Annotated in this window: 23 protein-coding genes; 11 read left to right on the plus strand and 12 right to left on the minus strand. The window is 38.1% G+C overall.

Going from position 1 to position 23,794, the window contains the following annotated elements:
• Positions 1–247 precede the first annotated feature (247 nt).
• On the minus strand, positions 248–1,123 hold the full coding sequence (panC, locus tag C3K47_RS07480; RefSeq protein WP_317043015.1) for a pantoate--beta-alanine ligase: 876 nt from the start codon (positions 1,121–1,123) through the stop codon (positions 248–250).
• A 113-nt stretch (positions 1,124–1,236) separates the two neighbouring features.
• On the opposite strand from panC, the gene C3K47_RS07485 reads away from it, so the two are divergent.
• Both C3K47_RS07485 and C3K47_RS07490 read left to right on the plus strand, forming a co-directional pair.
• Entirely contained in the window at positions 1,237–2,058 is an 822-nt protein-coding gene (locus tag C3K47_RS07485) for a glycogen/starch synthase (protein WP_103788508.1), read from the plus strand.
• 31 nt (positions 2,059–2,089) lie between these two features.
• Positions 2,090–3,490: a DUF4270 family protein gene (locus tag C3K47_RS07490; RefSeq protein WP_103788509.1), complete on the plus strand. Its 1,401-nt coding sequence runs from the start codon at positions 2,090–2,092 to the stop codon at positions 3,488–3,490.
• Positions 3,491–3,563: 73 nt separating this feature from the next.
• Here C3K47_RS07490 and C3K47_RS07495 read toward each other — a convergent pair whose 3' ends face one another.
• Both C3K47_RS07495 and C3K47_RS07500 read right to left on the minus strand, forming a co-directional pair.
• Positions 3,564–4,169, minus strand: coding sequence for a superoxide dismutase (locus C3K47_RS07495; RefSeq protein WP_103788510.1), 606 nt, complete (start codon positions 4,167–4,169; stop codon positions 3,564–3,566).
• A gap of 199 nt (positions 4,170–4,368) precedes the next feature.
• Complete coding sequence (locus tag C3K47_RS07500; RefSeq protein WP_103788511.1) at positions 4,369–4,833, minus strand: nucleoside deaminase; 465 nt, start codon at positions 4,831–4,833, stop codon at positions 4,369–4,371.
• Positions 4,834–4,888: 55 nt separating this feature from the next.
• On the opposite strand from C3K47_RS07500, the gene C3K47_RS07505 reads away from it, so the two are divergent.
• Positions 4,889–6,076 (plus strand): class I SAM-dependent rRNA methyltransferase, encoded by a 1,188-nt coding sequence (locus C3K47_RS07505; RefSeq protein WP_103788512.1) that lies wholly within the window; start codon positions 4,889–4,891, stop codon positions 6,074–6,076.
• Between the two features lie 83 nt (positions 6,077–6,159).
• On the opposite strand, the gene C3K47_RS07510 is transcribed toward C3K47_RS07505, so the two are convergent.
• The 4 genes from C3K47_RS07510 to C3K47_RS07525 form a co-directional block, all read right to left on the minus strand.
• Positions 6,160–6,975 (minus strand): TerC family protein, encoded by an 816-nt coding sequence (locus C3K47_RS07510; RefSeq protein ID WP_103788513.1) that lies wholly within the window; start codon positions 6,973–6,975, stop codon positions 6,160–6,162.
• A gap of 114 nt (positions 6,976–7,089) precedes the next feature.
• Positions 7,090–8,145: a hypothetical protein gene (locus tag C3K47_RS07515; protein WP_133159347.1), complete on the minus strand. Its 1,056-nt coding sequence runs from the start codon at positions 8,143–8,145 to the stop codon at positions 7,090–7,092.
• Positions 8,120–8,665: a hypothetical protein gene (locus tag C3K47_RS07520; protein ID WP_103788515.1), complete on the minus strand. Its 546-nt coding sequence runs from the start codon at positions 8,663–8,665 to the stop codon at positions 8,120–8,122. The genes C3K47_RS07515 and C3K47_RS07520 overlap by 26 nt, the downstream gene beginning before the upstream one ends.
• A gap of 123 nt (positions 8,666–8,788) precedes the next feature.
• Positions 8,789–9,358 carry an RNA polymerase sigma factor gene (locus C3K47_RS07525; protein WP_207765255.1) on the minus strand — a complete coding sequence of 190 codons (570 nt, stop codon included), beginning with the start codon at positions 9,356–9,358 and terminating at the stop codon, positions 8,789–8,791.
• A gap of 193 nt (positions 9,359–9,551) precedes the next feature.
• Between C3K47_RS07525 and aspS the strand changes: the two genes are divergently transcribed.
• Together aspS and C3K47_RS07535 are read left to right on the plus strand one after the other, a co-directional pair.
• A complete protein-coding gene (gene aspS / locus C3K47_RS07530; RefSeq protein ID WP_103788516.1) occupies positions 9,552–11,297 on the plus strand; it encodes an aspartate--tRNA ligase in 1,746 nt (581 codons plus the stop codon).
• A 117-nt stretch (positions 11,298–11,414) separates the two neighbouring features.
• Positions 11,415–12,734, plus strand: coding sequence for an amidohydrolase (locus C3K47_RS07535; protein ID WP_103788517.1), 1,320 nt, complete (start codon positions 11,415–11,417; stop codon positions 12,732–12,734).
• 46 nt (positions 12,735–12,780) lie between these two features.
• Here the strand turns inward: C3K47_RS07535 and C3K47_RS07540 are convergent, their stop codons facing one another.
• From C3K47_RS07540 to mutY, 3 genes are all read right to left on the minus strand, one after another.
• A complete protein-coding gene (locus C3K47_RS07540; protein ID WP_103788518.1) occupies positions 12,781–14,037 on the minus strand; it encodes an OmpA family protein in 1,257 nt (418 codons plus the stop codon).
• Positions 14,038–14,189: 152 nt separating this feature from the next.
• Positions 14,190–14,657 carry a single-stranded DNA-binding protein gene (locus tag C3K47_RS07545; RefSeq protein ID WP_103788519.1) on the minus strand — a complete coding sequence of 156 codons (468 nt, stop codon included), beginning with the start codon at positions 14,655–14,657 and terminating at the stop codon, positions 14,190–14,192.
• A gap of 44 nt (positions 14,658–14,701) precedes the next feature.
• Positions 14,702–15,745: an A/G-specific adenine glycosylase gene (gene mutY, locus C3K47_RS07550; RefSeq protein WP_103788520.1), complete on the minus strand. Its 1,044-nt coding sequence runs from the start codon at positions 15,743–15,745 to the stop codon at positions 14,702–14,704.
• 61 nt (positions 15,746–15,806) lie between these two features.
• Here mutY and C3K47_RS07555 point away from each other — a divergent pair, with 61 nt between their 5' ends.
• The 3 genes from C3K47_RS07555 to C3K47_RS07565 all read left to right on the plus strand — a co-directional run bounded on the left by C3K47_RS07555 (position 15,807) and on the right by C3K47_RS07565 (position 18,849).
• Positions 15,807–16,169 (plus strand): HU family DNA-binding protein, encoded by a 363-nt coding sequence (locus C3K47_RS07555; RefSeq protein WP_262508178.1) that lies wholly within the window; start codon positions 15,807–15,809, stop codon positions 16,167–16,169.
• Between the two features lie 18 nt (positions 16,170–16,187).
• Positions 16,188–17,018, plus strand: coding sequence for a tetratricopeptide repeat protein (locus C3K47_RS07560; RefSeq protein ID WP_103788522.1), 831 nt, complete (start codon positions 16,188–16,190; stop codon positions 17,016–17,018).
• A gap of 280 nt (positions 17,019–17,298) precedes the next feature.
• Positions 17,299–18,849 carry an Rne/Rng family ribonuclease gene (locus tag C3K47_RS07565; RefSeq protein WP_103788811.1) on the plus strand — a complete coding sequence of 517 codons (1,551 nt, stop codon included), beginning with the start codon at positions 17,299–17,301 and terminating at the stop codon, positions 18,847–18,849.
• Between the two features lie 107 nt (positions 18,850–18,956).
• Here the strand turns inward: C3K47_RS07565 and C3K47_RS19865 are convergent, their stop codons facing one another.
• Positions 18,957–19,190, minus strand: a complete 234-nt coding sequence (locus C3K47_RS19865; RefSeq protein ID WP_103788523.1) for a PLDc N-terminal domain-containing protein — start codon at positions 19,188–19,190, stop codon at positions 18,957–18,959.
• Positions 19,191–19,360: 170 nt separating this feature from the next.
• Here C3K47_RS19865 and radA point away from each other — a divergent pair, with 170 nt between their 5' ends.
• From radA to C3K47_RS07585, 3 genes are all read left to right on the plus strand, one after another.
• Entirely contained in the window at positions 19,361–20,749 is a 1,389-nt protein-coding gene (gene radA, locus C3K47_RS07575) for a DNA repair protein RadA (RefSeq protein WP_103788524.1), read from the plus strand.
• Positions 20,750–20,751: 2 nt separating this feature from the next.
• The gene (locus C3K47_RS07580) at positions 20,752–21,285 is read left to right on the plus strand and encodes a DUF1572 family protein (RefSeq protein ID WP_103788525.1); all 534 of its coding nucleotides are present in this window, start codon (positions 20,752–20,754) and stop codon (positions 21,283–21,285) included.
• A 167-nt stretch (positions 21,286–21,452) separates the two neighbouring features.
• Entirely contained in the window at positions 21,453–21,758 is a 306-nt protein-coding gene (locus C3K47_RS07585) for a hypothetical protein (RefSeq protein WP_103788526.1), read from the plus strand.
• A 58-nt stretch (positions 21,759–21,816) separates the two neighbouring features.
• Here C3K47_RS07585 and C3K47_RS07590 read toward each other — a convergent pair whose 3' ends face one another.
• The gene (locus tag C3K47_RS07590; RefSeq protein ID WP_103788527.1) at positions 21,817–23,712 is read right to left on the minus strand and encodes an AMP-dependent synthetase/ligase; all 1,896 of its coding nucleotides are present in this window, start codon (positions 23,710–23,712) and stop codon (positions 21,817–21,819) included.
• Positions 23,713–23,794: the final 82 nt, after the last annotated feature.

The following is a 23,794-nucleotide window of genomic DNA, read 5'->3' on the forward strand; positions in this document are numbered from 1 at the left end:
TAACACTAAAAAAAGTAACTTCGAAAAACAGCCTGTATAGGTTAATTAGGATTAACAACATCCAGTGTATAGTTAATCCAGGATTTATTCACTAATCTGTATAGTTATTTCAGGACGGGTCATGGACGGGATCAAGGACGGGGCAAAGCCATATATAAGGCATGGATAAAGCATAGATAGTGTATATTGAATGTATATCATTCATATCTTGCCTTAACTCTGGAAAGGATTAAATTGATTGAACATTTTATACCAACACCATATTGTCGATCAACCTGGTATTACCTACTTTGGCGGCAATTAAAGCAACGGGTTCTGCTGATTGACCCCATTCAGATATCTCCTTAAGTGTGGCTCCATCGGTAATTACAAGGTATTCCAAGCCAATTTGAGCTTCGTTAATCAGGTCTTTTGCCTCTTTTAAAACTTCAGGCAGGCTACCTTTTCCTGTTTTGCTTTTAATAAATGCTAAAGCTTCTGAAAGTTTAAGGGCTGTCTGTGGTTCCTTTTCTTTTAAATGAACATTTCGCGAACTCATAGCTAATCCTTCCTCTTCTCTAACGGTAGGGCACCGAATAATAGTTACAGGAATATTAAACATTTCCACCATTTTAAGAATAACCATGATTTGTTGGTAATCTTTTTGTCCGAAATAAGCACGGGTTGGCTGAACAATATCGAACAGCTTTTTTACTATCTGTGTAACCCCTTGGTAATGGCCCGGGCGAAATGCCCCTTCAAGAATAGTTTCGAGGTATCCAAGTTCCAGGTGCCAGGTTTCACCTTTAGTGTACATTTCATCTACCGAAGGCAGAAACAAATAATCACAATTGGCTGACTTCAGTTTTTCGATATCCGCTTCAATTGGGCGTGGATATTTATCTAAATCTGCGGGGTCGTTAAACTGGGTGGGGTTAACAAAAATACTACAAACAGTTACGTCATTTTCAGCAATTGACCTGGAAATCAGACTTAAGTGCCCATTGTGTAAAGCTCCCATTGTCGGTACAAAACCTAGTGATTTACCCTGAGCCTTTAGGTCAACAGCTATCTGCTGCATTTTAACTCTTGTAGTTATTATTTGTAACAAGGTGAAAAAGTTTAAAAACCGCAAATTTTGCAAAAACCAAGCCTAATATGCAAGAGAAATTGTTAAATCCTTTATAATTAAGAAAATATTCGTACATTTGCAGCATTATTGGCTTAGTACACAATTAGTTTAAGTAACAGAAGAGCATGGCAAAGAAGAAGGTTCTGTACATCACCCACGAGATGTCACCGTTTTTAGAGTTGACCGAAATTTCAAAAATCACCCGCCAACTTCCGCAAGCAATCCAAGAACAAGGTTATGAGATCAGAGTTTTAATGCCCCGTTTCGGTTGCATTAACGAGCGTCGTAACCGTTTGCATGAAGTTATTCGTTTATCAGGGATGAATATTGTTATTAACGACAATGATAACCCGCTGATTATCAAAGTAGCGTCGATTCAAGGGGCAAAAATGCAGGTGTATTTTTTGGATAACGAAGAATATTTCCAAAGAAGACACGTTTTTAGTGATGATAAAGAAAAGTTCTTTGACGATAACGATGAGCGTACCATTTTCTTCAGCAAAGGTGCTATTGAAACCGTTAAAAAATTAGGTTGGACTCCTGACATTGTACATTGTCATGGTTGGATGAGCAGTTTGGTTCCTGCTTATTTAAAAACCACCTATAAAAACGACCCAATGTTTAAAAACACTAAGGTCGCCTATTCGGTTTATGAAAACAGCTTTAACGGAGGTTTACATGCTGACTTTAGCAAAAAAGCAGTAATGAGTCAAATGACGGAACAAGATCTTACTCATTATGCACCGGCAACAAATTCAGCACTTCACATGGGAGCTATTGCATTTGCTGACGCTGTAATTAAAGGAGACGAGCGAATTGATCCGAAAGTTGAAGAATTTATTGCAGCAAGCGGCAAACCTGTCATGAATTATACTACCTTTGACCAAACTGAAACATATGCCCAGTTTTATGAGGAAATGGCTAATGCAGAATTGGTTTCAGCTTAATAACAAGTAATTAGAGATCATTAAGTCATATATGAAATTAGTTAAACTAGACTTATTAATTCTATTAATAAGTCTTTTTATTTTTTCGGGTTGCGAAAACCCTGATGGAATCGGATTAAGTGATACCGATTACCAAAATGGTGTACAAACAGACACCTTTACTGTACAAACACTGCTGGTTGCTGATCAACCGGTTCGTACAGATAATCATTTTAGCTATAACGGAACTTCATTAGCCAACAATACCAAGCTTTTAGGCTATATGAACGATGACATTTTTGGCAAAAGCTATGCAGAAATAAATACACAATTATTAAAACCTGATTCGGCGGCATTTGCATTTCCTGCAGGAACTGTGCTCGATTCGGCTGTACTGGTATTAGCCTATCAGGATACATCGAAAATGGCAAACACTTTCTATGGCGCTTCTACTTCGAAGTTTCGCTTTTTGGTAGAGGAACTTGGCGACCCGATGAGAGTGGACACTTCTTATTTCTCTGATCAATACTTCAACCCAAAAAGTTCAACTGCCATAGGTACGGCATTAATAACACCCAATTTAAGCAAGATCAAAATCTTTGATTTCATCAAAGACAAACCTGATACATTAAAAACGGTTGAGGCACAAATTCGAATTCCAATCGATAAAGAATACGCTATTTTAAAGTTTGTTAATGCTCCGGCAACCATTTATAAAAATGTGGCCAACTTTAATTCGTATATCAAAGGAATCAAACTAAGAATTAACCCCAATGAAACAACAGGCTTGGGAGGAATATTTAAACTGGATGTTCAAACCTACGATAAGTCTGTAATAAATTTTTACTACCATACACCAACCGACACTACATTCCATACACTCAGGTTATCTGGCACTGTTGCCCAAAGCAATTATTTTAACCATGATTATGCCGGAACGGTTATAGAAACGTTATTAGGTGGTGGCGCTAACACACAACAAACCGTGTATGCCCAATCAATGGCGGGAGTAAAAACAAAAGTTAGGTTCCCATACGTAAAATCAATCATTAAGGATAGTAAAAAAGCGATCAACAAAGCTGAATTAGTTGTGAGTATTGATCAGGGAACTGATGGAACCTTTGCAAGCCCGCTACGTATTTTACTTAACCAGGGACAAAAAAAATCAGGAGCATTTATTCAAATACCTGACAACAATCCTTCGGATAACCGATACTCGACTACAGGAGCTGCATACAGTGGTTACTATAACTCCAGTAAAAAGAACTATTCTATATTAGTCACTAAATACATACAAGATATTTTGGATGGAAAAGCGAATGATGACGAATTGTTTTTGACATTCGATAATCCGGCAATATCTAGTGAGCGAGGCGCATTTGGTGGCCCGAAAGGCGTCAATTACAGCATGAAATTGCGCATTATTTTCTCTGATGTAAAACAAACCAATTAATTGGTTAACTATAAAAAAAGAAACCCTGATTCAATATTGAATCAGGGTTTCTTTTTTTATAAAACATCGTAAACTATTTTGCTTTTGCAAAACGTTCAGCAACTGCATTCCAGTTAATCACATTAAAAAATGCTGAAATATAATCTGGACGACGGTTTTGATATTTTAAATAATAAGCGTGTTCCCAAACATCCATTCCTAAAATTGGAGTACCTTTTACTTCGGCAACATCCATTAAAGGATTATCCTGATTAGGGGTTGAGGAAACTTCTAGTTTACCATCTTTTACCAATAACCAAGCCCAGCCAGAACCAAAGCGGGTAGCACCTGCAGCAGCAAATTTTTCTTTAAATGCATCAAACGATCCAAATGCACTGTTAATAGCATTAGCCAGATCGCCAGTTGGCAAACCACCTGCATTAGGGCCAATTACTGCCCAAAATAAAGAATGGTTATAATGACCACCGCCATTGTTACGAACTGCAACCGGATATTTAGAGATATTTTTACAGATTTCTTCAATGCTTAATTTCTCGGCATCTGTACCTTTAATAGCATTATTAAGGTTAGTTACATAGGCCTGATGGTGTTTACCATGGTGAATTTCCATAGTCAATTTATCGATGTTTGGCTCTAAGGCGTCGAAAGCGTATGGTAACGCAGGTAATTCAAATGACATTTTTATAGATTTATATAGTTAAACAATAGATGAATAGATAATTGTTAATAAGCTCAATAGTTTGCTTGTAAAATTACTTGTTTAGCACTAAAGAGCATAGTGTAAAACTGAAAAGAATTAAAACGAAGAATTCAGGAGATTAATCAATCTTCAAACTGAAACATGAAAACTCAACTGCCCCCTCTATTTTAACTTTTGTTTACCTTTTTTGTTTGAAAAAATCTTTGATCAGCTGACCGCATTCATTTTCTAAAATCCCTCCAACAAATTCTGTTTTCGGATGTAAAGGACTTGGAATTAATCTCATAAAACCACGTTTCGGATCAAATGCTCCAAAAACAATACGTCCAATTTGTGCCCAATGCAAAGCTCCCGAACACATTACACAAGGCTCTAAGGTTACATACAGTGTGCATTCATCCAGATATTTCCCGTTTAAGAAATTGGCAGCCGCAGTAATGGCTTGCATTTCTGCATGTGCAGTTACATCATTCAATCGCTCGGTTAAATTATGAGCACGAGCTATAACCCTATTTCGGCAAACCACTATTGCTCCTACTGGCACTTCATCCGCTTCCATTGCCAAATAAGCCTCCTTCAGGGCTTGCTTCATATAAAATTCATCGGTCGAGACGCCCGGATCTTCATCAAATTTGAATATCATAGTGCAAAACTAGCATTAATACTAATCTGTGTATTCAAAAGTCTACTTTTGCAGCATGAAAACGCTGCAGATTAAAGCCGGAAAAGACAAAGCTGTAAAACAACATCACCCTTGGGTCTTTTCAGGTGCTCTCGAAACCATAAAACAAAACCCTGAACAAGGAGAAATCATAAAGCTTGTTAATGCAAAAAATGAATTTCTTGCCTATGGTTATTTTAATAACCTCTCAAAAATTATGGTGCGAGCCATCGAGTGGAATGAGGAAACTCAAGTTGACGACCAATGGTGGAAAGAAAAGATCAAGGCTTCAGTTAATCGCCGCCAGCATTTATTGAATTCTAAAGACACGAATTCATTTAGATTAATTTATAGTGAGGCAGACGGTTTACCGGGCTTAATAGTTGATAAATATGCTGATCATTTGGTGGTTCAAGTATTAACTGTCGGCATTGAAGTACGAAAACAACTGATTGCCGAATATTTATTTGAATTAGTAAAGCCAACAGGGATTTACGAAAGAAGCGATGCTACCGCCCGCAGTTTAGAAGGCTTAAAAGCTTCAAATGGATTGTTGATAGGCATCGAACCCGCAGAGTTTACCGAAATAACTGAAAATGGATTAAAATTCGTGGTTAATATAGCAGACGGTCAAAAGTCAGGATACTTTTTAGATCAGCGAAATACACGTAAACGTGTTGCTGATTATGCCAAAGAGTTAAACGTTTTAGATTGTTTTTGCTATGCAGGCGGCTTTACATTAAATGCAAAAAAGGCCGGAGCCAAATCAGTTATGAGTGTAGATTCATCAGCCTTAGCTATTGACATGGTTCGAAGGAATCATAAAGCAAATGATATTACTTTTTTAGAAGATGAGTTGATAAAAGGGGATTCGAATAACACTTTACGACGTTTTCAGGAAGAGAATAGAAATTTCGATTTGATTATTCTAGACCCACCGAAGCTTGCTCCTAGCCGATCGGCAGTTGATAGGGCTTTACGAGCCTATAAAGACTTAAATCTTCAGGCCTTAAAATTATTAGGCAAAGGAGGATTGTTAGCAACTTTCTCTTGTTCCGGAGGGGTTGAATTAGGCATGCTTAAGCAAGCGGTTGCATGGGCGGCATTGGACGCAGGCAAAGAGGTACAGTTTATCGAGCAGTTCGGTCATCCGGAAGATCATCCAATCTTGGCATCATTCCCGGAATCGGAATATTTAAAAGGTGTGATGTGCAGGGTTATTTAATGAGTGAATGCCCGAATGATAGAATGATTGAATAAAGTGCTTAAAGCTCATCTATCATTCTATCATTCTATCATTCTATTAATCTATTTTACAATTTCGTCAGATGTAGGCCCATGCAGATGAACTGGAGGCCCTTTCTTCCTCAGTCGCATATTAAGGAACTCCACCCCTAACGAAAATGCAATGGCAAAGTATAAATAGCCTTTTGGAATGGCACCAACCTCACTTCCCAAAACGGAAACATGGCCCAAATGCGCAGATTCCGTTATCAACATAAAGCCGATCAAAATTAAAAACGCCATTCCCAACATCTGAATAGTGGGATGGTCGTTTACAAACTTTCCAACTGGAGCTGCAAAAAGCATCATAACGGCCATTGATAATATCACGGCAACAATCATTAAAACAAGTGCATTCGGTAGTCCGTTGGTCATTCCCACCGCTGTTAAAATTGAGTCGAATGAAAACACAATGTTAATAACCGTAATTTGAGCAATTGCGCTGCCTAAACTTGAAGCTGCCTTTTTAGTTGTTGATTGCTCAGGATGCTCCTCCCCTTCCAATTTATGGTGAATTTCTGATGTACTTTTATACAGTAAAAAGATTCCTCCTGCAAGCAAGATTAAACTTTGCCCTGAAAAATCGCCATGAAACCATGAAGCATGGAAACTAATCCAAGGCTTTTTCATAGAGATTAGTACGTTAATACCTAACAATAAGACAATACGTAGAACCATCGCCAATAACAAACCGATATTGGTTGCTTTTTTACGTAATTCAGGGGGAAGTTTGCCCGAGGCAATAGAGATGAAAATAATATTATCAACCCCTAATACTATTTCAAGAAACGTTAATGTTAAAAGCCCCAACCAAGCGTCGGGATTGGATATCCACTCCATAGATAATTTATAGTTTTAAAGAGTCCCGAAGATAAATAATATTGAGGTTTTCTGCTCCATTAGAATAAAAAAAGCCCGACAAAACCGGGCTTTTCATTCAATTTCAATTGAAGCTTAATTAAACCTTACATTGCCATACTTAGCACTTATTGAGATCTTTCCATTAACCGTTCCGGTACCGTAACGCCCACTGAAGCTTTTTGAGGGTTTCCAATCTTTTCCATCATTACCCTGTTGTGAAATACCGGCTGACTTGCTATTATCATATGCAAAATCGCCATAAGAAACATTCACTGATACATCAAAGGTGGCATTGTCGGCAAAGCTGAGCGTAACCCCTGAATAAGCAGAATTGATAACCAATGATTTCAATGACTTGGAAACATTATTCAATTTAACTCCACTCGAATATTTGCTGTTAATTGATCCTGACTGGTTGATCTGATTAATTCTTATTCCTGAATAGTCAATATCTGCACTTAACTGATCCACTTCATCGATATCCAGATTTCCGTACCGGTGCACAACAGAAATATTTCCAGCCTTTCCAACGCTTAACTTTGAATATGACACATCAAAACTTCCTATTTTAATACTTTCTACAGTTCCTCCTCCGTATTTAATGTTTATTGAATTTGCACTGCTTCTAAGATTGCCTCCGGTGAAATTCCCGTAAGTCTGGTTAACAGTTAACGGACCATTAAAATCAGGCACCCTGGTCGGACCGTATTTATTCTCTATGCTTAACGAATTGGTTGAAGGCATATAAACAACATAGTTCACTTCAAGCCCTTTTTTATCATCATCTCCTTTCCAGTTCCAGCTATTACCGCTGGCAATATTAGTTACGAATTTAACCTCGGTCCCTGATTTACTATCTGTTATGCTAACCCTGTCTAACTGTTTCTGAGCCTTTTCATCTGAATTATCATTGGCTACTACGGTAATTTCAATCTTAAACTCGCTTTTGTCCCAGGTATTAATGGTAACAGAACCAAATTTATTATCTATAGAAAGTCCATCTTTAGTGCTTACCTGATAAGTTCTGATTATTTTCTTGCTCTTCTGAACACCAAACTCCCCACTTTCTCCATCAGCGGCTTTGGCGCCCAATGCAAGCATTAAAAAGGCAATGAGTAAAAATCTATAATGCAATACCTTTGTTCTCATATTGTTTGTTTTTATTATTTATTCGTTGAATTATTGTTAACTGTTGATTTAACAGATCGATCTGCAATTGTAAATTTTGAATCATGGCTTCCACCACGGTTTCTTGGTTGGCAGCACCTCCCAATTGAATTTTCATGGCCTGATAATTCTTATCCAGACGTTCCAAATCACCCGAGAATTCCTGATATAACTCAGGCTGTTCTTTTTGAATTTGCTTAAGCTCATCGCGCTTTATATCAATTAAAGCCGCCATATGATAAGCAGTTTGAGCGTATTCAGGATTGATTTTCGCCAAACTGTCTTCCGGTTGCGGAGTTCTGTTGGCCACTCTGAAAACAGTAAATCCAAAACCAATTATTAATGCGATGGCGGCTGCAATACGCCAATTAAAACTCAGCTTAAGCACTTTAGGCTCATTTCGCATGGTCTTCTCTATTGAGCGCCACACTTGCGGATTGGGTTCGTAAACATCAAACTCATCACGGTGCTCTTCAACAAAACTTTCCAAACGATCTTTCATTTTATTTTAGATTTGAGATTTTAGATTTCGGATTTGAAATACACCTCCATCTTAAATCGATTTTTATTCTAACTACTTAAATTTTATTCTCCCTCCTACCGGAGTGTGCTTACTGCAGACTGACTACTTTTTCAAAATCTCCAGCAAGCGTTTCTTGGCTCGTATATACTGCGTTCTGGAAGTTGACTCGCTTATGTTCAATATCTCCGCTATTTCTTCATGATCATACCCCTCTAACAGGTAAAGCGTCAATACAGTACGATAACCGTCAGCTAATTTTTGAATAGCAGCCCGTACTTCCGAGACTCTTAGTTCCAACTCTTCTTCATCAACGGTTTCATCTTCTATATCTACCTCCGGATGATTGTCAATATCTTCAAACTTTACCCGCCTTGCTCGCAGGTAATTGATCGAATTATTAATTACAATGCGTTTTAACCAGCCGCCAAAAGTCGATTCGCTTCTAAAGCTTTCGAGCTTATCAAAAGCATCAATAAACGACTCCTGTAACACATCCTCTGCATCTCCTGTATCATTTAATATGCGCATTGCCACGCTAAACATACTGCGTGAGTACAAACGGTAAAGTTCATATTGAGCTTTACTGCTGCCCGTTCGACATTTTTCTACCAAGTCTATATGCCTGTCGAGAATTAGTGTTTCCAATGGATTTGTTTTTCGTTGTAATGACATAGGCACTTTACAAAATGTTGCACATTACTTAAATATTTTTCGAAAATGCAGTTAAAAAGCATTTCCACTGATAAAATGATATTGCAAGCCTTAATTTAGTTAGATTTTACTACTTTAATTGCATGTCAACAAGCAACTAATTTCGGTGTAAATAATTACTTTTGCGCCTCAACAGACTGCAAAACATAAGTATATGCATAGAACACACACTTGCGGAGAGTTAACGATAAAAGATTTAGGGGTAGAAGTGACCCTGAGCGGATGGGTTGCCAAATCGCGTGATTTGGGAGGAATGACATTTATAGATTTACGTGATCGTTATGGAATTACCCAGTTAGTTTTTAACATGGATGATAACGAGCAGCTTTGTGCTGAGGGACGTAAATTGGGCCGTGAGTTTGTAATTAAAATTACCGGAAAAGTGATTGAGCGTTCAAGCAAGAACCTTAAAATACCTACCGGAGAAATTGAAATTAAAGTTTCTAAACTTGAAATATTAAATGCTGCCAAAACAGTTCCTTTTTTAATTGAAGATGAAACCGATGGTGGCGATGATTTACGCATGAAATACCGTTACCTCGATTTACGTCGAGCAATTGTGCGTAAAAACATGGAGCTACGCCATAAAATGGCTCATGAAACCCGCAATTATTTAAGCAATCATAAGTTTATTGAGGTTGAAACGCCGGTATTGATCAAATCAACACCTGAAGGAGCTCGTGATTTCGTGGTGCCAAGCCGTATGAACCCGGGTGAGTTTTATGCACTTCCTCAATCACCTCAAACATTCAAACAACTGCTAATGGTTTCGGGCTTCGACCGCTATTTTCAAATTGTAAAATGTTTCCGTGACGAAGACCTACGAGCCGATCGCCAGCCTGAGTTTACTCAAATTGACTGCGAAATGAGCTTTGTGGAGCAGGAAGACATTTTAAATATGTTCGAAGGCTTATTTAAACATTTATTTAAGTCGATTAAGGGAATTGATATTGCTGAGGTGCCACGCATGACCTATGCTGACGCTATGAAATACTATGGTTCTGACAAACCGGATATTCGTTTTGACATGAAGTTTGTTGAGCTGAATGACATAGTAAAAGGCAAAGACTTTAAAGTATTTGATGATGCCGAATTAGTGGTTGGTATTTGTGCTAAAGGTTGCGCGCCATACACCCGCAAACAGGTTGATGAGTTAACTGATTTTGTTAAAAAACCACAAATTGGTGCTACAGGCTTGGTTTATTGCCGTTACAACGAAGATGGAACCATTAAATCATCAGTTGATAAATTCTATTTGGAAGAAGAACTTCAGAAATGGGTAAATGCTTTCGGCGCTGAAAAAGGAGACCTTATCCTGATTCTTGCTGGAAAAACTGACAAGACGCGTAAAGCACTAAATGAACTTCGTTTAGAAATGGGAAATCGTTTAGGTTTCCGTAATAAAGATACATTTGCTCCATTGTGGGTGCTTGATTTCCCATTATTGGAGTTTGATGAAGAAAGCGGACGCTGGCATGCAATGCACCATCCGTTTACTTCTCCTAAACCTGAAGATATTGCCTTGTTAGAAACTGATCCTGGAGCTGTTCGTGCTAATGCTTATGACATGGTATTAAACGGAACTGAAATTGGTGGAGGATCGATTCGTATTCACAACAAAGAATTGCAAAGCTTGATGTTCAAACACTTAGGGTTCAGCACTGAAGAAGCACATAAGCAGTTTGGATTTTTGATGGATGCCTTTGAATTCGGAGCTCCTCCACACGGAGGTATTGCCTTTGGCTTCGACCGTTTATGCTCGTTATTTGCAGGCTTAGATACCATTCGCGATGTAATTGCCTTCCCTAAAAACAACTCAGGTCGTGATGTGATGATCGACTCTCCATCAACAATTGCATTAGAACAATTAGATGAACTAAAAATTAAAACAACTGTTTAGTTCAGTTTTATTCATAAAATTTAAAACGGGTCAAGGGTACATCTTTTGACCCGTTTTTCATTGGTATATTTTTCGCTTCAAATTATATCTTTATAAAAATCTACTAATTAATAAGATATGAAGAAAAGTTACCTGCTTATCCCCATTGCCTGCATTTCAATTTCTTTTGAAGCCTTTTCACAACAGAAACAAGATTTACGCAACACAGTAAACCAAAAAGCCGATGCCATTGAGCAACAAGTGATCAATTGGCGAAGAGATTTTCATGCAAACCCTGAGCTCGGAAACCGGGAGATAAAGACCGCCGAAAAAATTGCCACTTTCTTACGTTCCTTAGGCTTGGAAGTTAAAACCGGAGTAGCTAAAACGGGTGTTGTTGCTTTACTAAAAGGCGCCAAACCTGGCCCTACAGTTGGGCTTAGAGCCGATATCGATGCACTTCCGGTTACTGAACGGACGCCTGTTGCTTTTGCATCTAAAATACACACCATTTATAACGGACAAGATGTTGGGGTAATGCACGCTTGCGGGCATGATTCTCATACTGCTATTTTAATGGGTGTCGCAGAGATCTTAACCTCCATGAAAGATCAGCTACACGGCAATGTGAAGTTCATCTTTCAGCCCGCGGAAGAAGGAGTTCCTCCCGGAGAAGTTGGTGGAGCTGAACAGATGGTAAAAGAGGGCGTATTGGAGAATCCTCACGTAGATGTTATTTTCGGCTTACATATTAATTCCCAAACCGAAGCAGGAACGATTACCTATCGCCCAGGAGCTATAATGGCAGGTGTAAATGATATGAAGATTGTTGTAAAAGGCAAGGGAGCACACGGTGCTGCACCATGGTCATCAGTTGATCCTGTAGTTACAGCTGCGCAAATTATCACTAGCTTACAAACAGTTGTAAGCCGAAATATAGACATTACTGAAAACCCTGCTATTGTAACTATTGGAGGTATAAAGGGAGGAACACGTTTCAATATTATTCCGGAAGAAGTGGAGCTAATTGGCACCATTCGAACATTTACTGCCGAAGATGATCAGCTGACAAAAGAACGTATTAAAACCATCGCTACAAAAACGGCAGAAAGTATGGGCGCTACAGCAGATGTTAAAATCCCGTTCAGTGCCTCATATCCGGTTACTTTTAATGATCCTGCTCTTACTGCTTTAATGCTTCCTTCATTACAATTAACCGCAGGGGAAGACAATGTTATTCTTCGGAAACCAATGACGGGTTCTGAGGATTTTTCATTCTTTGCTAAAAAAGTACCTGGATTATATTTCTTTCTAGGTGGAATGGAGAAAGGTAAAAAACCTGAAGAAGTGGCATCACATCATACCGCCGATTTTTACATTGATGAAAGCGGATTTAAGCTGGGTGTAAAAGCACTGGCTAATCTCACTATTGATTATATGAATAAAACAGCTCAATAAATAAAAATGGGGCCAGATCCTAAAATTGACCTGGCCCCATTTTTCATTATTTTTTCGTCACCCTGATATCAATTCTTCTGTTTTGAGCTTTTCCTTCTTCGGTGTCATTACTGGCCACCGGATGGTCTTGACCATAGCCTTCAGCAGCTATACGTTTCCCATCTATTCCTAATTTTTCAAGTTCTGCTTTAACGTTATTGGCACGATCAGCTGAAAGCTTCAGATTAGTGGCCGCATCACCTACATTGTCGGTATAACCACCAAGTTTAACCTCCACATTAGGATAGGCCTTTAAAATTTCCGCAATATTTTTCAACTGCTCTTCCGATTCAGGTTTTAAAACTGCAGAACCAGTTTCAAAGGTTAACCTATCGAAAGAGAACCATGTTGTTTTATCCACTGGCTTACTTGTATCTTCAATAAAAGCTAGGAGCTTATTCTCAATGCCCATTTCCGGAATATTAAGTTCAATCCCGTTCGGCAGTTTCTTTTTAAAGAAAGCACCCAATTTAGCTAAGGCATCCGAAGCCATTGAAGCAGCTGAATCGGCCATAGTTTCGGCTTTATTAGCCAACGAATCAACTGTCGAAGGCACTGTACTCATATCTTCTTTCTTATTGCAGCTTCTCCATAAAAAGAATACAGCCAATATGCCTACTGCCAATAAAATTAGATTTCGAACGGTTGAAGATTCTGCTCGTTTACCGGTTCCTTCCATTGTACTTTTAACAGCGCTTGCTGCACTTGATCCTAAATTCGACAAACTGCCAATTCCTAACAAACTTCCTAATCCTGCAGGAGCCGCGTTAATAATATTGTCTTTCTGACTGCCTAAAAAACTGGTTAAGCCGCTTAAACCCAAACCTTCAGTGTTCACTTTATTTCCTAAAAAGCTCAACACCAAAGGCGCAGCCACTGCTAAAATGGAGGAAGCTGAGGAGCTTTTTATTCCTGCAGCCGAACCAATCGTAGTTGAAAGCTCAGCCGTTTTATTACCAAACAAAGAAGATAAGAATTGTTTACCCTGATCAATAATACCGCTGCCTCCCGCGCCCAGCTCCGAAACCAAACTACCTGGATCCGATAATATATTACTGGTTCCGGCGCCCTGCATCATACTGTATAAACCACTCATTGCACTCATATCTGTAGATTTATTTAATAAACCCGCCAGAATACTTGGAAATGAAAGTCCAAAGGCCGAACTAATATTTCCTGAAGATTCACCCAGCATAGAAGAGGTATTTAAAACCAAATCAGGAGTGACCAAGCTTTTTAAGCTATCAACAATATTGGTTGCCATAAATTTAGATTTTAGGTTAGAATAGAAGGTTTATTTGTGAGGTTGATTAAAGTTATGAATTTCAAATAACTACTAATCAATTATTTATATAAAAAAAACAGGTTCCTTTTTTTGAGGAACCTGCTAAGTATTAAAAAAATAGATGTTTTAAATTAAAAAGGAAGATCATCTTCCGCGGCATCCTGACTGGCCGAAATAGCTGCAGGAACGTGATCGTCAATTTTTGTAGTTCCATGAGAACTTTCGTACGATCCGGTAGATTGATAGCCGCCATTAACAGGCTCGTTATCACTTTTTCTGCCAAGCATGGTAAAGTTATCGGCAACTATTTCCGTTTGATAACGTTTGTGGCCTTCTTTATCTTCCCATGAACGGGTCCGGAGTTTACCTTCAATATAAACCAGCTTTCCTTTCACCAGAAATTTTTCAGCAATATCTGCCAAACCGCGCCACATCACAATATTGTGCCATTCTGTTTGTTCTACCTTTTTACCATCCTTAGTGTATGTTTCGGAAGTGGCCAAAGGAAAACTAGCTACCTTTACTCCGCCTTCCAGGTGTCTTAATTCGGGATCCTTGCCCAAATGTCCAACTAGAATAACTTTATTAATTCCAGACATAGATAAATTGTATTAGAGCGTAAATTTAGATTTATCAGAATAAGTTAAAACTTTTTTAAATAATTATCAACTAATTTTGGGAAAGCATAACTTTCAAGTTCCTCTTCGGCTACCCAAAAACCATTTTGCATTGTACTGTTTTCCTGATGATTACACTCTAGTTCCCAAAACTTAGCGTAAATAACCTGGTGTGAAAGCACGTGCTTAAGTTCTTCAGAAACGGCCTTAATTATCACTGATTTTGTACTGATCAACTGTTTAAAATCATCGGAAATCAATAATTCTTTTTCACTTAGCCGATTTGCGCTCTCAATCAATGGAAAATCATACATATTTTGCCATATATCCTTGGCAATTCTCTTATTTAACAGCAAATCATTATTGTTTCTAAAGACCAGGTAATTAAAAAATCGCTCCTTAACCTTCGTTTTCTTTGTCTTGATTGGCAACGTATTTACAATTCCCTCAATAAAAGCTACACAATTAACTGAAAGCGGGCATTCTGCACAATTTGGGCTTGCAGGTTTGCATTGAATTGCACCAAATTCCATAATTGCCTGATTATATTCTGCCGGCTGAGCCTCTTTCAGCAGTTCATAAGCCAATTCCTTAAATTGTTTTCGGCCTTGGGTTGAATCAATGGGAGTTGAAATGCCAAAAAACCGCGACAATAAGCGATAAACATTTCCATCAACCACAGCATGAGGCTCATTTGCCGAAAAGGAAGAAATAGCTGCAGCTGTATATTCTCCTATTCCCTTTAGCTGCAGTAACTGCTCATATCGAGTTGGAAAAACTCCATGATGTTTCTCCATTACAGCTTTTGCCGTAGCATGCATATTGCGCGCCCTTGAATAATAACCAAGTCCCTGCCAGAGCTTTAATACTTCATCCTCTGAAGCCAAGGCAAACTCTTTTACCGTCTTGAATCGTTCCTGAAACTTGTAGAAATACGGAAGTCCCTGTTCTACACGGGTTTGCTGTAAAATAATTTCTGACAACCATATGATATAAGCGTCATTGGTATTTCTCCAGGGTAAGGTTCTCCTGTTAATTTGATACCACTTTGTAACTTCTTGAACAAACAATTTAAAAAAATATTATTTAGATTTTTATAATCGGTTTAAACACATAACTTTGCAACCCCAAATTAATGAAGACGTTAGGACTTTAAAAAGAAAAAAGATGACTAAAGCTGAGGTAATTGCAGAAATTGCACAAAAAACTGGAATTGAGAAAGTTGATGTAGCGGAATGCGTAGAAGCATTTTTTAAGGTAATCAAAAACTCAATGATTGAGGGTGATAACGTGTACGTAAGAGGCTTTGGAAGCTTTGTGATCAAGAAAAGAGCTGAAAAAACTGCCAGAAATATCTCTAAAAACACTGCGATTATTATTCCTGAACACTTTATCCCTAGCTTTAAACCTGCAAAAGTATTTGTAGAAAAAGTTAAGAACAGTAGCGCAAAAGCTAAAATGGCTGCTTCTGCTGAAGAAAAAGTAGAATTGTAATTTTAACCCCCTATCGAATTGCTGTCGAGAAAACAAATAATAGTTATTGGATCATCAGTTGCACTGGTTGGTGTACTGTATTCACTCGACATCAAAGGACTGGTAAATCCAAAAGAGGGCAAAAAACCGGAGAATACGCAAGTTTCTTCGGAGATTTCAACAGTATCGATTTCTAAATCTGCTAAAAAGCAACTAAGTACAGGAGCTGTTAAGCAAATTGAAGAGCTAGAAACACAACTTTCTAAAGATCCTCAAAATGCTGAATTGAAAAGGTCGTTAGCAAAACAATGGGAAAACACCGACAAAAGTTTAAGTTACGTGAGTGGCTTATACTATTATGATGCGGCTAAAGCCCAACCTGAGGCAAAAAACTGGCTTCTTGCTGCCGACAAATTACAAACCGGCACCGCTTCTATTAGCGATAGCTTGATCGTTCGTTACGTTGCCGATAAAGCCATTGATGCTTATCAGCACGTTTTAAAAACTGAACCTGATAATCTTGATGCTAAAACAGGTTTAGGAATTTGCTATGTTGAAACCACGCAAAACCCAATGCAGGGTATCACCTTGCTCCGTGAGGTTATTGCAAAAGAACCTGAAAACATAAAAGCCAACCTAAGTTTAGGTTTGTTTTCTATGCGTTCGGGACAATATGATAAGGCAGAGAAGCGCTTTATCACTGTTCTGAAAAAAGCTCCAAGCGGAGATGCTTATTTTTACTTAGGCGAAACCTATCGCTATATGGGTGAAAAAGCTAAAGCAATTGAAGCCTATCAGAAATCAAAAGAATTCATTGTAGACCCGCAATTTATAGCGCAGGTAGACATGATTATAAAAGAGCTTAAATAAATTGTAACACTTTAAACGAGTTGAAATTATGCCAAGCGGTAAGAAAAGAAAAAGACATAAAATGGCTACTCATAAGCGCAAAAAACGCTTAAGAAAAAACAGACATAAGAAGAAATAATTAATCTTCTTTTCGCTATTATTGCTTACAAGGACATGAAATGCAAACGAATGCACTTGTGTCCTTGTTTTTCATTGGATTTAAGTAGAGAATTAATCGTATTTCTAACCAACTCCAATGTTGCTCATTTATGAGCCATTGGGATTATCAAGGATTTATTTTTTGGTAAAGGAACTTCTAATCAACTCAACTCCTACCGGAGTCACCATCGCCTTATTAAAAGATAAACAACTTATAGAGCTACATCAAGAGCAGCGTAATAAGAATTATGCTGTTGGCGATATTTATCTTGGTCGAATTAAAAAAATTATGCCGGGGTTAAATGCCGCGTTTGTGGATGTAGGCTATGAGAAGGATGCCTTTTTACATTACCTCGACCTTGGGCCGCAGGTACGATCGCTATTAAAGGTAACCAAAGAAGTACGTAACGGAAGTCATAACTACCACAATCTTCAAAGTTTTAACGGCGAAGAGGATATTAATAAAAGTGGTAAGATCTCCGAAGTTCTTAGCAAAAGCCAATTAATTCCTGTACAAATTGCAAAAGAACCTATTTCAACTAAAGGTCCGCGCTTGAGCTCAGATATCTCTCTTGCCGGCCGTTTTGTTGTACTGGTTCCGTTCTCTGATACCGTTTCCATCTCCAAAAAAATTAAGAGCTCTGCGGAACGCATGCGTTTAAGAAAACTGATCGAAAGTATCAAACCTAAAAACTTTGGTGTAATCATTCGTACCGTTTCTGAAAACAAAGGTGTAGCTGAATTGCATGCAGATCTTACTGAGCTGGTAAATAAATGGGAAGAGTTTGCCCGTCGCTTAAAATCAGCTGATCCTACCCGTAAGGTTTTAGGAGAAATTGACAGAACATCGAGCATTTTACGCGACATTCTAAGCCCTGATTTTCAAAACATCGTTGTTGATGATCAGAGTATTTACGAAGAGATTCGTTCCTATATCCACAATATTGCTCCTGAACAAGAGAAAATTGTAAAACTGCACAAAGGCCGAGAGGCTCTTTTTGAACAATATGGAATTGAAAAGCAAATCAAATCATCCTTTGGTCGTACAATCAATTTCCATGGCGGTGCTTACTTGATTTTGGAAAGCACAGAAGCAATGCATGTTATCGACGTTAATAGCGGTAACCGCAACGCCAGTGAAGATACGCAGGAAGAAAATGCTCTTCTTGTAAATGTTGAAGCGGCTAAAGAAATTGCCCGTCAATTACGATTGCGCGACTTAGGTGGAATTATAGTTATTGACTTTATCGACATGCACAAACCGGCAAACCGGAAAGCGCTTTATGATGCTTTGCGTAAGGAAATGTCGGAAGACCGTGCAAAACACACTATCCTTCCTCCAAGCAAGTTTGGATTAGTGCAAATTACCCGTCAGCGTGTTCGTCCAGAAATGAACATTGTAACGGTAGAAAAATGCCCTACCTGCAATGGAACCGGTGAAGTTAAAGCAACCATTACACTGGTTGATGATATTCAGAATAATCTTCAATACATTTTAGAAGAGCAGAATGAGAATAACATTACGCTATGTGTTCACCCTTACATTGCTGCTTATTTAACTAAAGGATTTTCTTCAATTCGATTGAAATGGTTATTCAAATATCGTAAGTGGGTAAAAATTAAATCTATTACTTCTTATGCGCTTACTGAATATCATTTCTTTAATCCAAACGAAGAAGAAATCTCGTTTTAAAGTAGAAGAAAGAAGATAAATTTTAACGATCTATCTTGAACCTAAATTCCTAAAAGCAGAAAAAGGAGCAAAAGCTCCTTTCAAATGCGTTTTTGATATTCTCATCACTAAGCTTGAGCAGGTTCTTTCAACTTATTCCTTATGATTAGATAAAGAATACTTCCAATCAAGGGAAACATTACAATCAAAAGGATTGACAACAATAGGTTGGTAACTGACATTTTGGAACGCACAATATCTACTAAACACACAATCCATAACACCATTGCGGGGATAACCGCAAAAAATATCAATACTAATTCGGGTATACCTAGGTTAAGAAAAGCTAATAAATGATTCATAAATAAAAATTTAGGTTATTTTCAAACTTAATTTTTTATTGTCAAAAAGAAAAACCCCTCATCCAGACAATCCTATTTTAGCTTGAAAACCAAGCAATTTGAAAATTAATTAGTTTTATTGCCCATAATTTTCACATTTTCATATCCTCAAATTTTCAAATTCACTTACGTTGTCAAAAATAAAAACCTCTTATTTCTGTCAAAGCTGTGGTTATCAATCACCTAAATGGCTTGGCAAATGTCCAGCATGTTCGGCATGGAACACTTTTGTTGAAGAAGTAATTGAGAAACCGAATGCAAGTATACCTGACTGGAAAGCTGCATCGCAATCAACAAGCACCCAGCGAGCTCAAAAGCCACAAGACATTAATGCGATCAATTATAAAGAACAATCGCGAATACAAACTTCAGATGAAGAATTAAACCGTGTTCTAGGTGGGGGAATTGTTCCTGGATCGCTCATATTAATTGGGGGCGAACCTGGTATTGGAAAATCGACCTTAATGCTGCAACTGGCATTAACCCTTAATGGACATCGCGTTTTATATGTTTCGGGTGAAGAGAGTGATCAGCAAATAAAAATGCGCGCCGAGCGTTTAGACCAAAATCTCCAAAGCGGTGAATGTTATATTCTTACCGAAACATCTACTCAAAATATTTTTAAACAAATAGAAGAGCTTGATCCGGGTATTGTAATCATTGATTCCATACAAACACTCTATTCAGCTCATATTGAATCAACACCTGGAAGTGTTTCGCAGGTAAGGGAGTGTACAGCAGAATTATTGCGATTTGCTAAAGAAACCGCAACCCCTGTTTTTTTGATCGGTCATATTACTAAAGATGGCATGATTGCGGGTCCTAAAATACTGGAACATATGGTGGATACGGTATTGCAGTTTGAAGGCGACAGGCATTATTCCTACCGCATTTTAAGAGCTGTAAAAAACCGTTTTGGCTCGGCCTCTGAATTGGGCATTTACGAGATGCAGGGCAGCGGACTGCGCGAAGTGTCAAATCCATCGGAAATATTATTATCGCAACGTGACGAGCCGCTAAGTGGCGTTACCGTATCAGCTACTATAGAAGGAGCTCGAACCATGCTGGTTGAAACCCAGGCATTGGTTAGTCATTCGGCTTATGGAACACCACAACGATCGGCTACAGGCTTTGACACCCGACGGATGAATATGCTTTTAGCTGTTCTTGAAAAAAGAGGTGGCTTTAAACTGGGTATGAAAGATGTTTTTGTAAATATTACTGGCGGCATACGAATTGAAGACCCGGCAATTGATCTGGGCCTTGTGGCTGCTATTATTTCTTCCAATGAAGATATTCCTGTTTCTTATAAGACCTGTTTTGCTGCCGAAGTAGGTTTATCCGGGGAAATCCGCGCTGTAAACCGTATTGAACAGCGAATTGCCGAAGCCGAAAAATTGGGCTTCGAGCAAATCTTTATTTCTAAATACAATCAAAAATCACTCGATTTAAAACGATTTAAAATTGCAATTGTTAGTGTAGGTAAAATTGAAGAAGTTTTTGGTTATTTATTTGGATAAAAATGGAGACAATAGGACTGGTTTACCTTAAAAACGTTAAAAAGGTGTTTGCTTCCCAAAAAGATCTTGGAGACAAAACCTTTGCTCAGCTTTCGGAGGAGGAAATGCACTACACTCCCGATGAAAACACAAATTCGATTGCCATTCAGATACAACACGTAACCGGCAATATAAGATCGAGGTTTGTTGATTTTTTTACTTCTGACGGTGAAAAACCAGATCGTAACCGCGATGGAGAGTTCAATGAACAGCAGCTCTCCAAGGAAGAGTTGTTTAAAACCTGGGAGAATGGCTGGATGGTCCTTTTTAATTTACTTGAAAACATGTCTGAAAACGAGCTGTTGAATACAGTTTATATTAGGGGCGAAGCTCATACAGCTTTGGATGCCATTAACAGACAGGTAAACCACTATGCTTACCATGTAGGGCAAATTGTTCAATTAGGCAAGCTCATTAAAAAGGATGAATGGAATTCATTGAGCATTCCCAAAAATAAGTCAAAGCAATTCAATACTTCTTTCCTTAACAAATCTTAACAATAAATTAAGGAACCTTTTGTTTTTACCTCTACTTAAAAGATTAAAACTTTAAGAAGAATGCCTGACTATTAGTTGTACGTATTTATACTTAAATTGAAAATATTATAATGAATTAATCTTTATTTTGTGAAAAAGGAATATTTTTGCTCAACAACTTCGAAACTATGGAATTAAATGTTGAAACAAAAGCCTTGAATCTAAAAATAAAAGCCCAAAGAGAAAAAATCCCGAGCATCTCACAACTTACTAAAGCATCTTCTATCTATGAGATTTCCGAAGAATCAATTGATGAGCATTCAGAAAATCGGTTCTATAGAAAGGAAATAATTCTTCCGGCTTTATTAATGATCATAACATTGATAGTTGGAAAATACACAGGCATTTCAATTCCAGAACTTGTAATGATATCAATTGGCTGTATATGGTACATTGTTTCTTGTTACAAAGTATTTAGGGAAAATGAGAAATAATTACTCTTTAATCATATTTTGAGCAAACGGCCGATACTTCTATCGGCCGTTTTTTATATTAAGCTAAAGCATTAAGGTTTTCTTTATTTAAAATATTTTTTCCTTCGGAAGTATATAATGCATCTATTCTCGGTTGGTAATGGGTAGTTATTTTCCCTCTAACCATTTTCATGGTACTATTCAAGAAATGATTCTGCTCAGTGAAACCTTCAGGCAAAACAGCAAATGCAGCCGGCAACCAGCGCTCAGGAAACATTCCTGCATACTTGCCTTTACTCTTGTATTCGTTTATTTCAGATTGCAATACCTTTATCGCTTCTGTTTTGCCCTCATCACTATCCCAGCTAAGGTGGTGCTGTTTCAAATAAGCCTTCAATGATTCTTTGTTGGGAACAATTAAAGCCGTAGTGTAAGCGTCCTGGTTATTATGCAGCATTACCTGGTCAATAAATTTAGAGTTTTGCACCAATGACTCTTCAATACCTTCAGGACTGTATTTTTCTCCGTCACTACCTATCAATAAACTTTTAAAACGGCCCAACACATATAAAAAGCCGTCCTCATCCATATAACCTAAATCACCAGTATGAAGCCATCCGTTTTTTATCGTATCGGCTGTTGCTACTTCATTTTTCCAGTAACCGATCATCACATTCTCACCCTTAATTACAATCTCTCCTTTTTGTCCTACAGGCAGAGCGTTACCGTTATCATCACAAATTTTAAGTTCCATAGGCTGAACCAAATAACCCGAAGACCCCAGTTTATGTTTTTTCAAGGAATTGGAGGAAATAATTGGTGTAGCTTCTGATAAGCCATAACCCTGAAACATGGGAACATTAATCGCATAGAAAAATCGCTGAAGATCAATATCTAATAAAGCCCCGCCGCCGATAAAGAAGCTCAATTGCCCGCCAAAAGCAGCACGGACTTTTGAAAAAACGAGTTTATCATAAACTACCAGTAAGACTTTATAAAAAGGATTTACCCCTTTTCCCTTATTAAATCCTTCACGATTATAAGTGTAGGCAACTTTCAATGCGTGATTGAATAGCTTTTCAGTAAACCCTCCCTTTTGCTTTATCGCTGTTTCAATATTCTTTTTAAAGTTTTTAGCCAAAGCGGGCACACTCAAAAGCAAATTTGGCTGAACTTCCTTCATATTGATCGGGATGTTCTTCAGGGTATCCATTGCGTTTTTACCCGGATCAACAGTGGCTACACTCGCTCCTGAGGCCATGAAACTATAGAAGCCCGCAACATGCGCGAAGCAGTGATCCAACGGAAGAATGATCAGCGTTTTCCAATTGGTGGGGATATTCATCAGGCTAAGCGCCTGTTCAACATTTGCGGTATAATTACGGTGAGAAAGAATAATTCCCTTTGGATCGGCGGTTGTACCAGATGTGTAACTGATATTCGCATAGTCATTATCTTTTACTGATTTATAGCGATTCTCAAAGGCCGAAGGTTTGGTGTTCAGAAATTCTCGTCCCAATTGCAGAACATCGCCAATGTAAACTTCTTTTGCCCCATAATTCTCCAATTGATCGAAAACAATAACTTTTTCTATGTTAGGCAAATCAGCAACAATAGCTTGTATTTTCGGTAAGTTTCGGGCAGAAACCATCACAAACTTCGCATCCGAATGCTGGATACGAAAGACCAGGTCATTGCTTTCTTCCAGCTTTACCGAAAGCGGAACATTAACCGCTCCTGCATAAAGAATACCCAACTCGCCAATAACCCATGCATTACGTCCTTCTGAAAGAAATGCAATCTTATCATTTTTCTCCACACCCAAAGCCATTAGGCCCGCACCTAGCTGGTGTACTTGAGCATGCGTCTCACTATAGGTTAATGGAACAAATTCCGTTTCGCGTTTCTCCCATAAAAATGGATTCTTGCTATATTTAGTTACACTTTCTTCAAAAAGATCAATTATTGTCTTCATAAATATTTAAAAAGGACAACAAATATAATTTCTTTCATCGTCGGAAGAAATGAGATGAATTATTGTTTACCAGCTGAACTAA

The organism is Solitalea longa (assembly GCF_002920915.1).
Classification (GTDB): domain Bacteria; phylum Bacteroidota; class Bacteroidia; order Sphingobacteriales; family Sphingobacteriaceae; genus Solitalea; species Solitalea longa.

Excerpts from the sequence above, each read along its gene's own strand:
- C3K47_RS07485 (WP_103788508.1), top strand. The coding sequence starts at position 1,237 with ATGGCAAAGAAGAAGGTTCTGTACATCACCCACGAGATGTCACCGTTT.
- C3K47_RS07490 (WP_103788509.1), top strand. The coding sequence starts at position 2,090 with ATGAAATTAGTTAAACTAGACTTATTAATTCTATTAATAAGTCTTTTT.
- C3K47_RS07495 (WP_103788510.1), bottom strand. The coding sequence starts at position 4,169 with ATGTCATTTGAATTACCTGCGTTACCATACGCTTTCGACGCCTTAGAG.
- C3K47_RS07500 (WP_103788511.1), bottom strand. The coding sequence starts at position 4,833 with ATGATATTCAAATTTGATGAAGATCCGGGCGTCTCGACCGATGAATTT.
- C3K47_RS07505 (WP_103788512.1), top strand. The coding sequence starts at position 4,889 with ATGAAAACGCTGCAGATTAAAGCCGGAAAAGACAAAGCTGTAAAACAA.
- C3K47_RS07510 (WP_103788513.1), bottom strand. The coding sequence starts at position 6,975 with ATGGAGTGGATATCCAATCCCGACGCTTGGTTGGGGCTTTTAACATTA.
- C3K47_RS07515 (WP_133159347.1), bottom strand. The coding sequence starts at position 8,145 with ATGAGAACAAAGGTATTGCATTATAGATTTTTACTCATTGCCTTTTTA.
- C3K47_RS07520 (WP_103788515.1), bottom strand. The coding sequence starts at position 8,665 with ATGAAAGATCGTTTGGAAAGTTTTGTTGAAGAGCACCGTGATGAGTTT.
- C3K47_RS07525 (WP_207765255.1), bottom strand. The coding sequence starts at position 9,358 with ATGTCATTACAACGAAAAACAAATCCATTGGAAACACTAATTCTCGAC.
- aspS (WP_103788516.1), top strand. The coding sequence starts at position 9,552 with ATGCATAGAACACACACTTGCGGAGAGTTAACGATAAAAGATTTAGGG.
- C3K47_RS07535 (WP_103788517.1), top strand. The coding sequence starts at position 11,415 with ATGAAGAAAAGTTACCTGCTTATCCCCATTGCCTGCATTTCAATTTCT.
- C3K47_RS07540 (WP_103788518.1), bottom strand. The coding sequence starts at position 14,037 with ATGGCAACCAATATTGTTGATAGCTTAAAAAGCTTGGTCACTCCTGAT.
- C3K47_RS07545 (WP_103788519.1), bottom strand. The coding sequence starts at position 14,657 with ATGTCTGGAATTAATAAAGTTATTCTAGTTGGACATTTGGGCAAGGAT.
- C3K47_RS19865 (WP_103788523.1), bottom strand. The coding sequence starts at position 19,190 with ATGAATCATTTATTAGCTTTTCTTAACCTAGGTATACCCGAATTAGTA.
- C3K47_RS07580 (WP_103788525.1), top strand. The coding sequence starts at position 20,752 with ATGGAGACAATAGGACTGGTTTACCTTAAAAACGTTAAAAAGGTGTTT.
- C3K47_RS07585 (WP_103788526.1), top strand. The coding sequence starts at position 21,453 with ATGGAATTAAATGTTGAAACAAAAGCCTTGAATCTAAAAATAAAAGCC.
- C3K47_RS07590 (WP_103788527.1), bottom strand. The coding sequence starts at position 23,712 with ATGAAGACAATAATTGATCTTTTTGAAGAAAGTGTAACTAAATATAGC.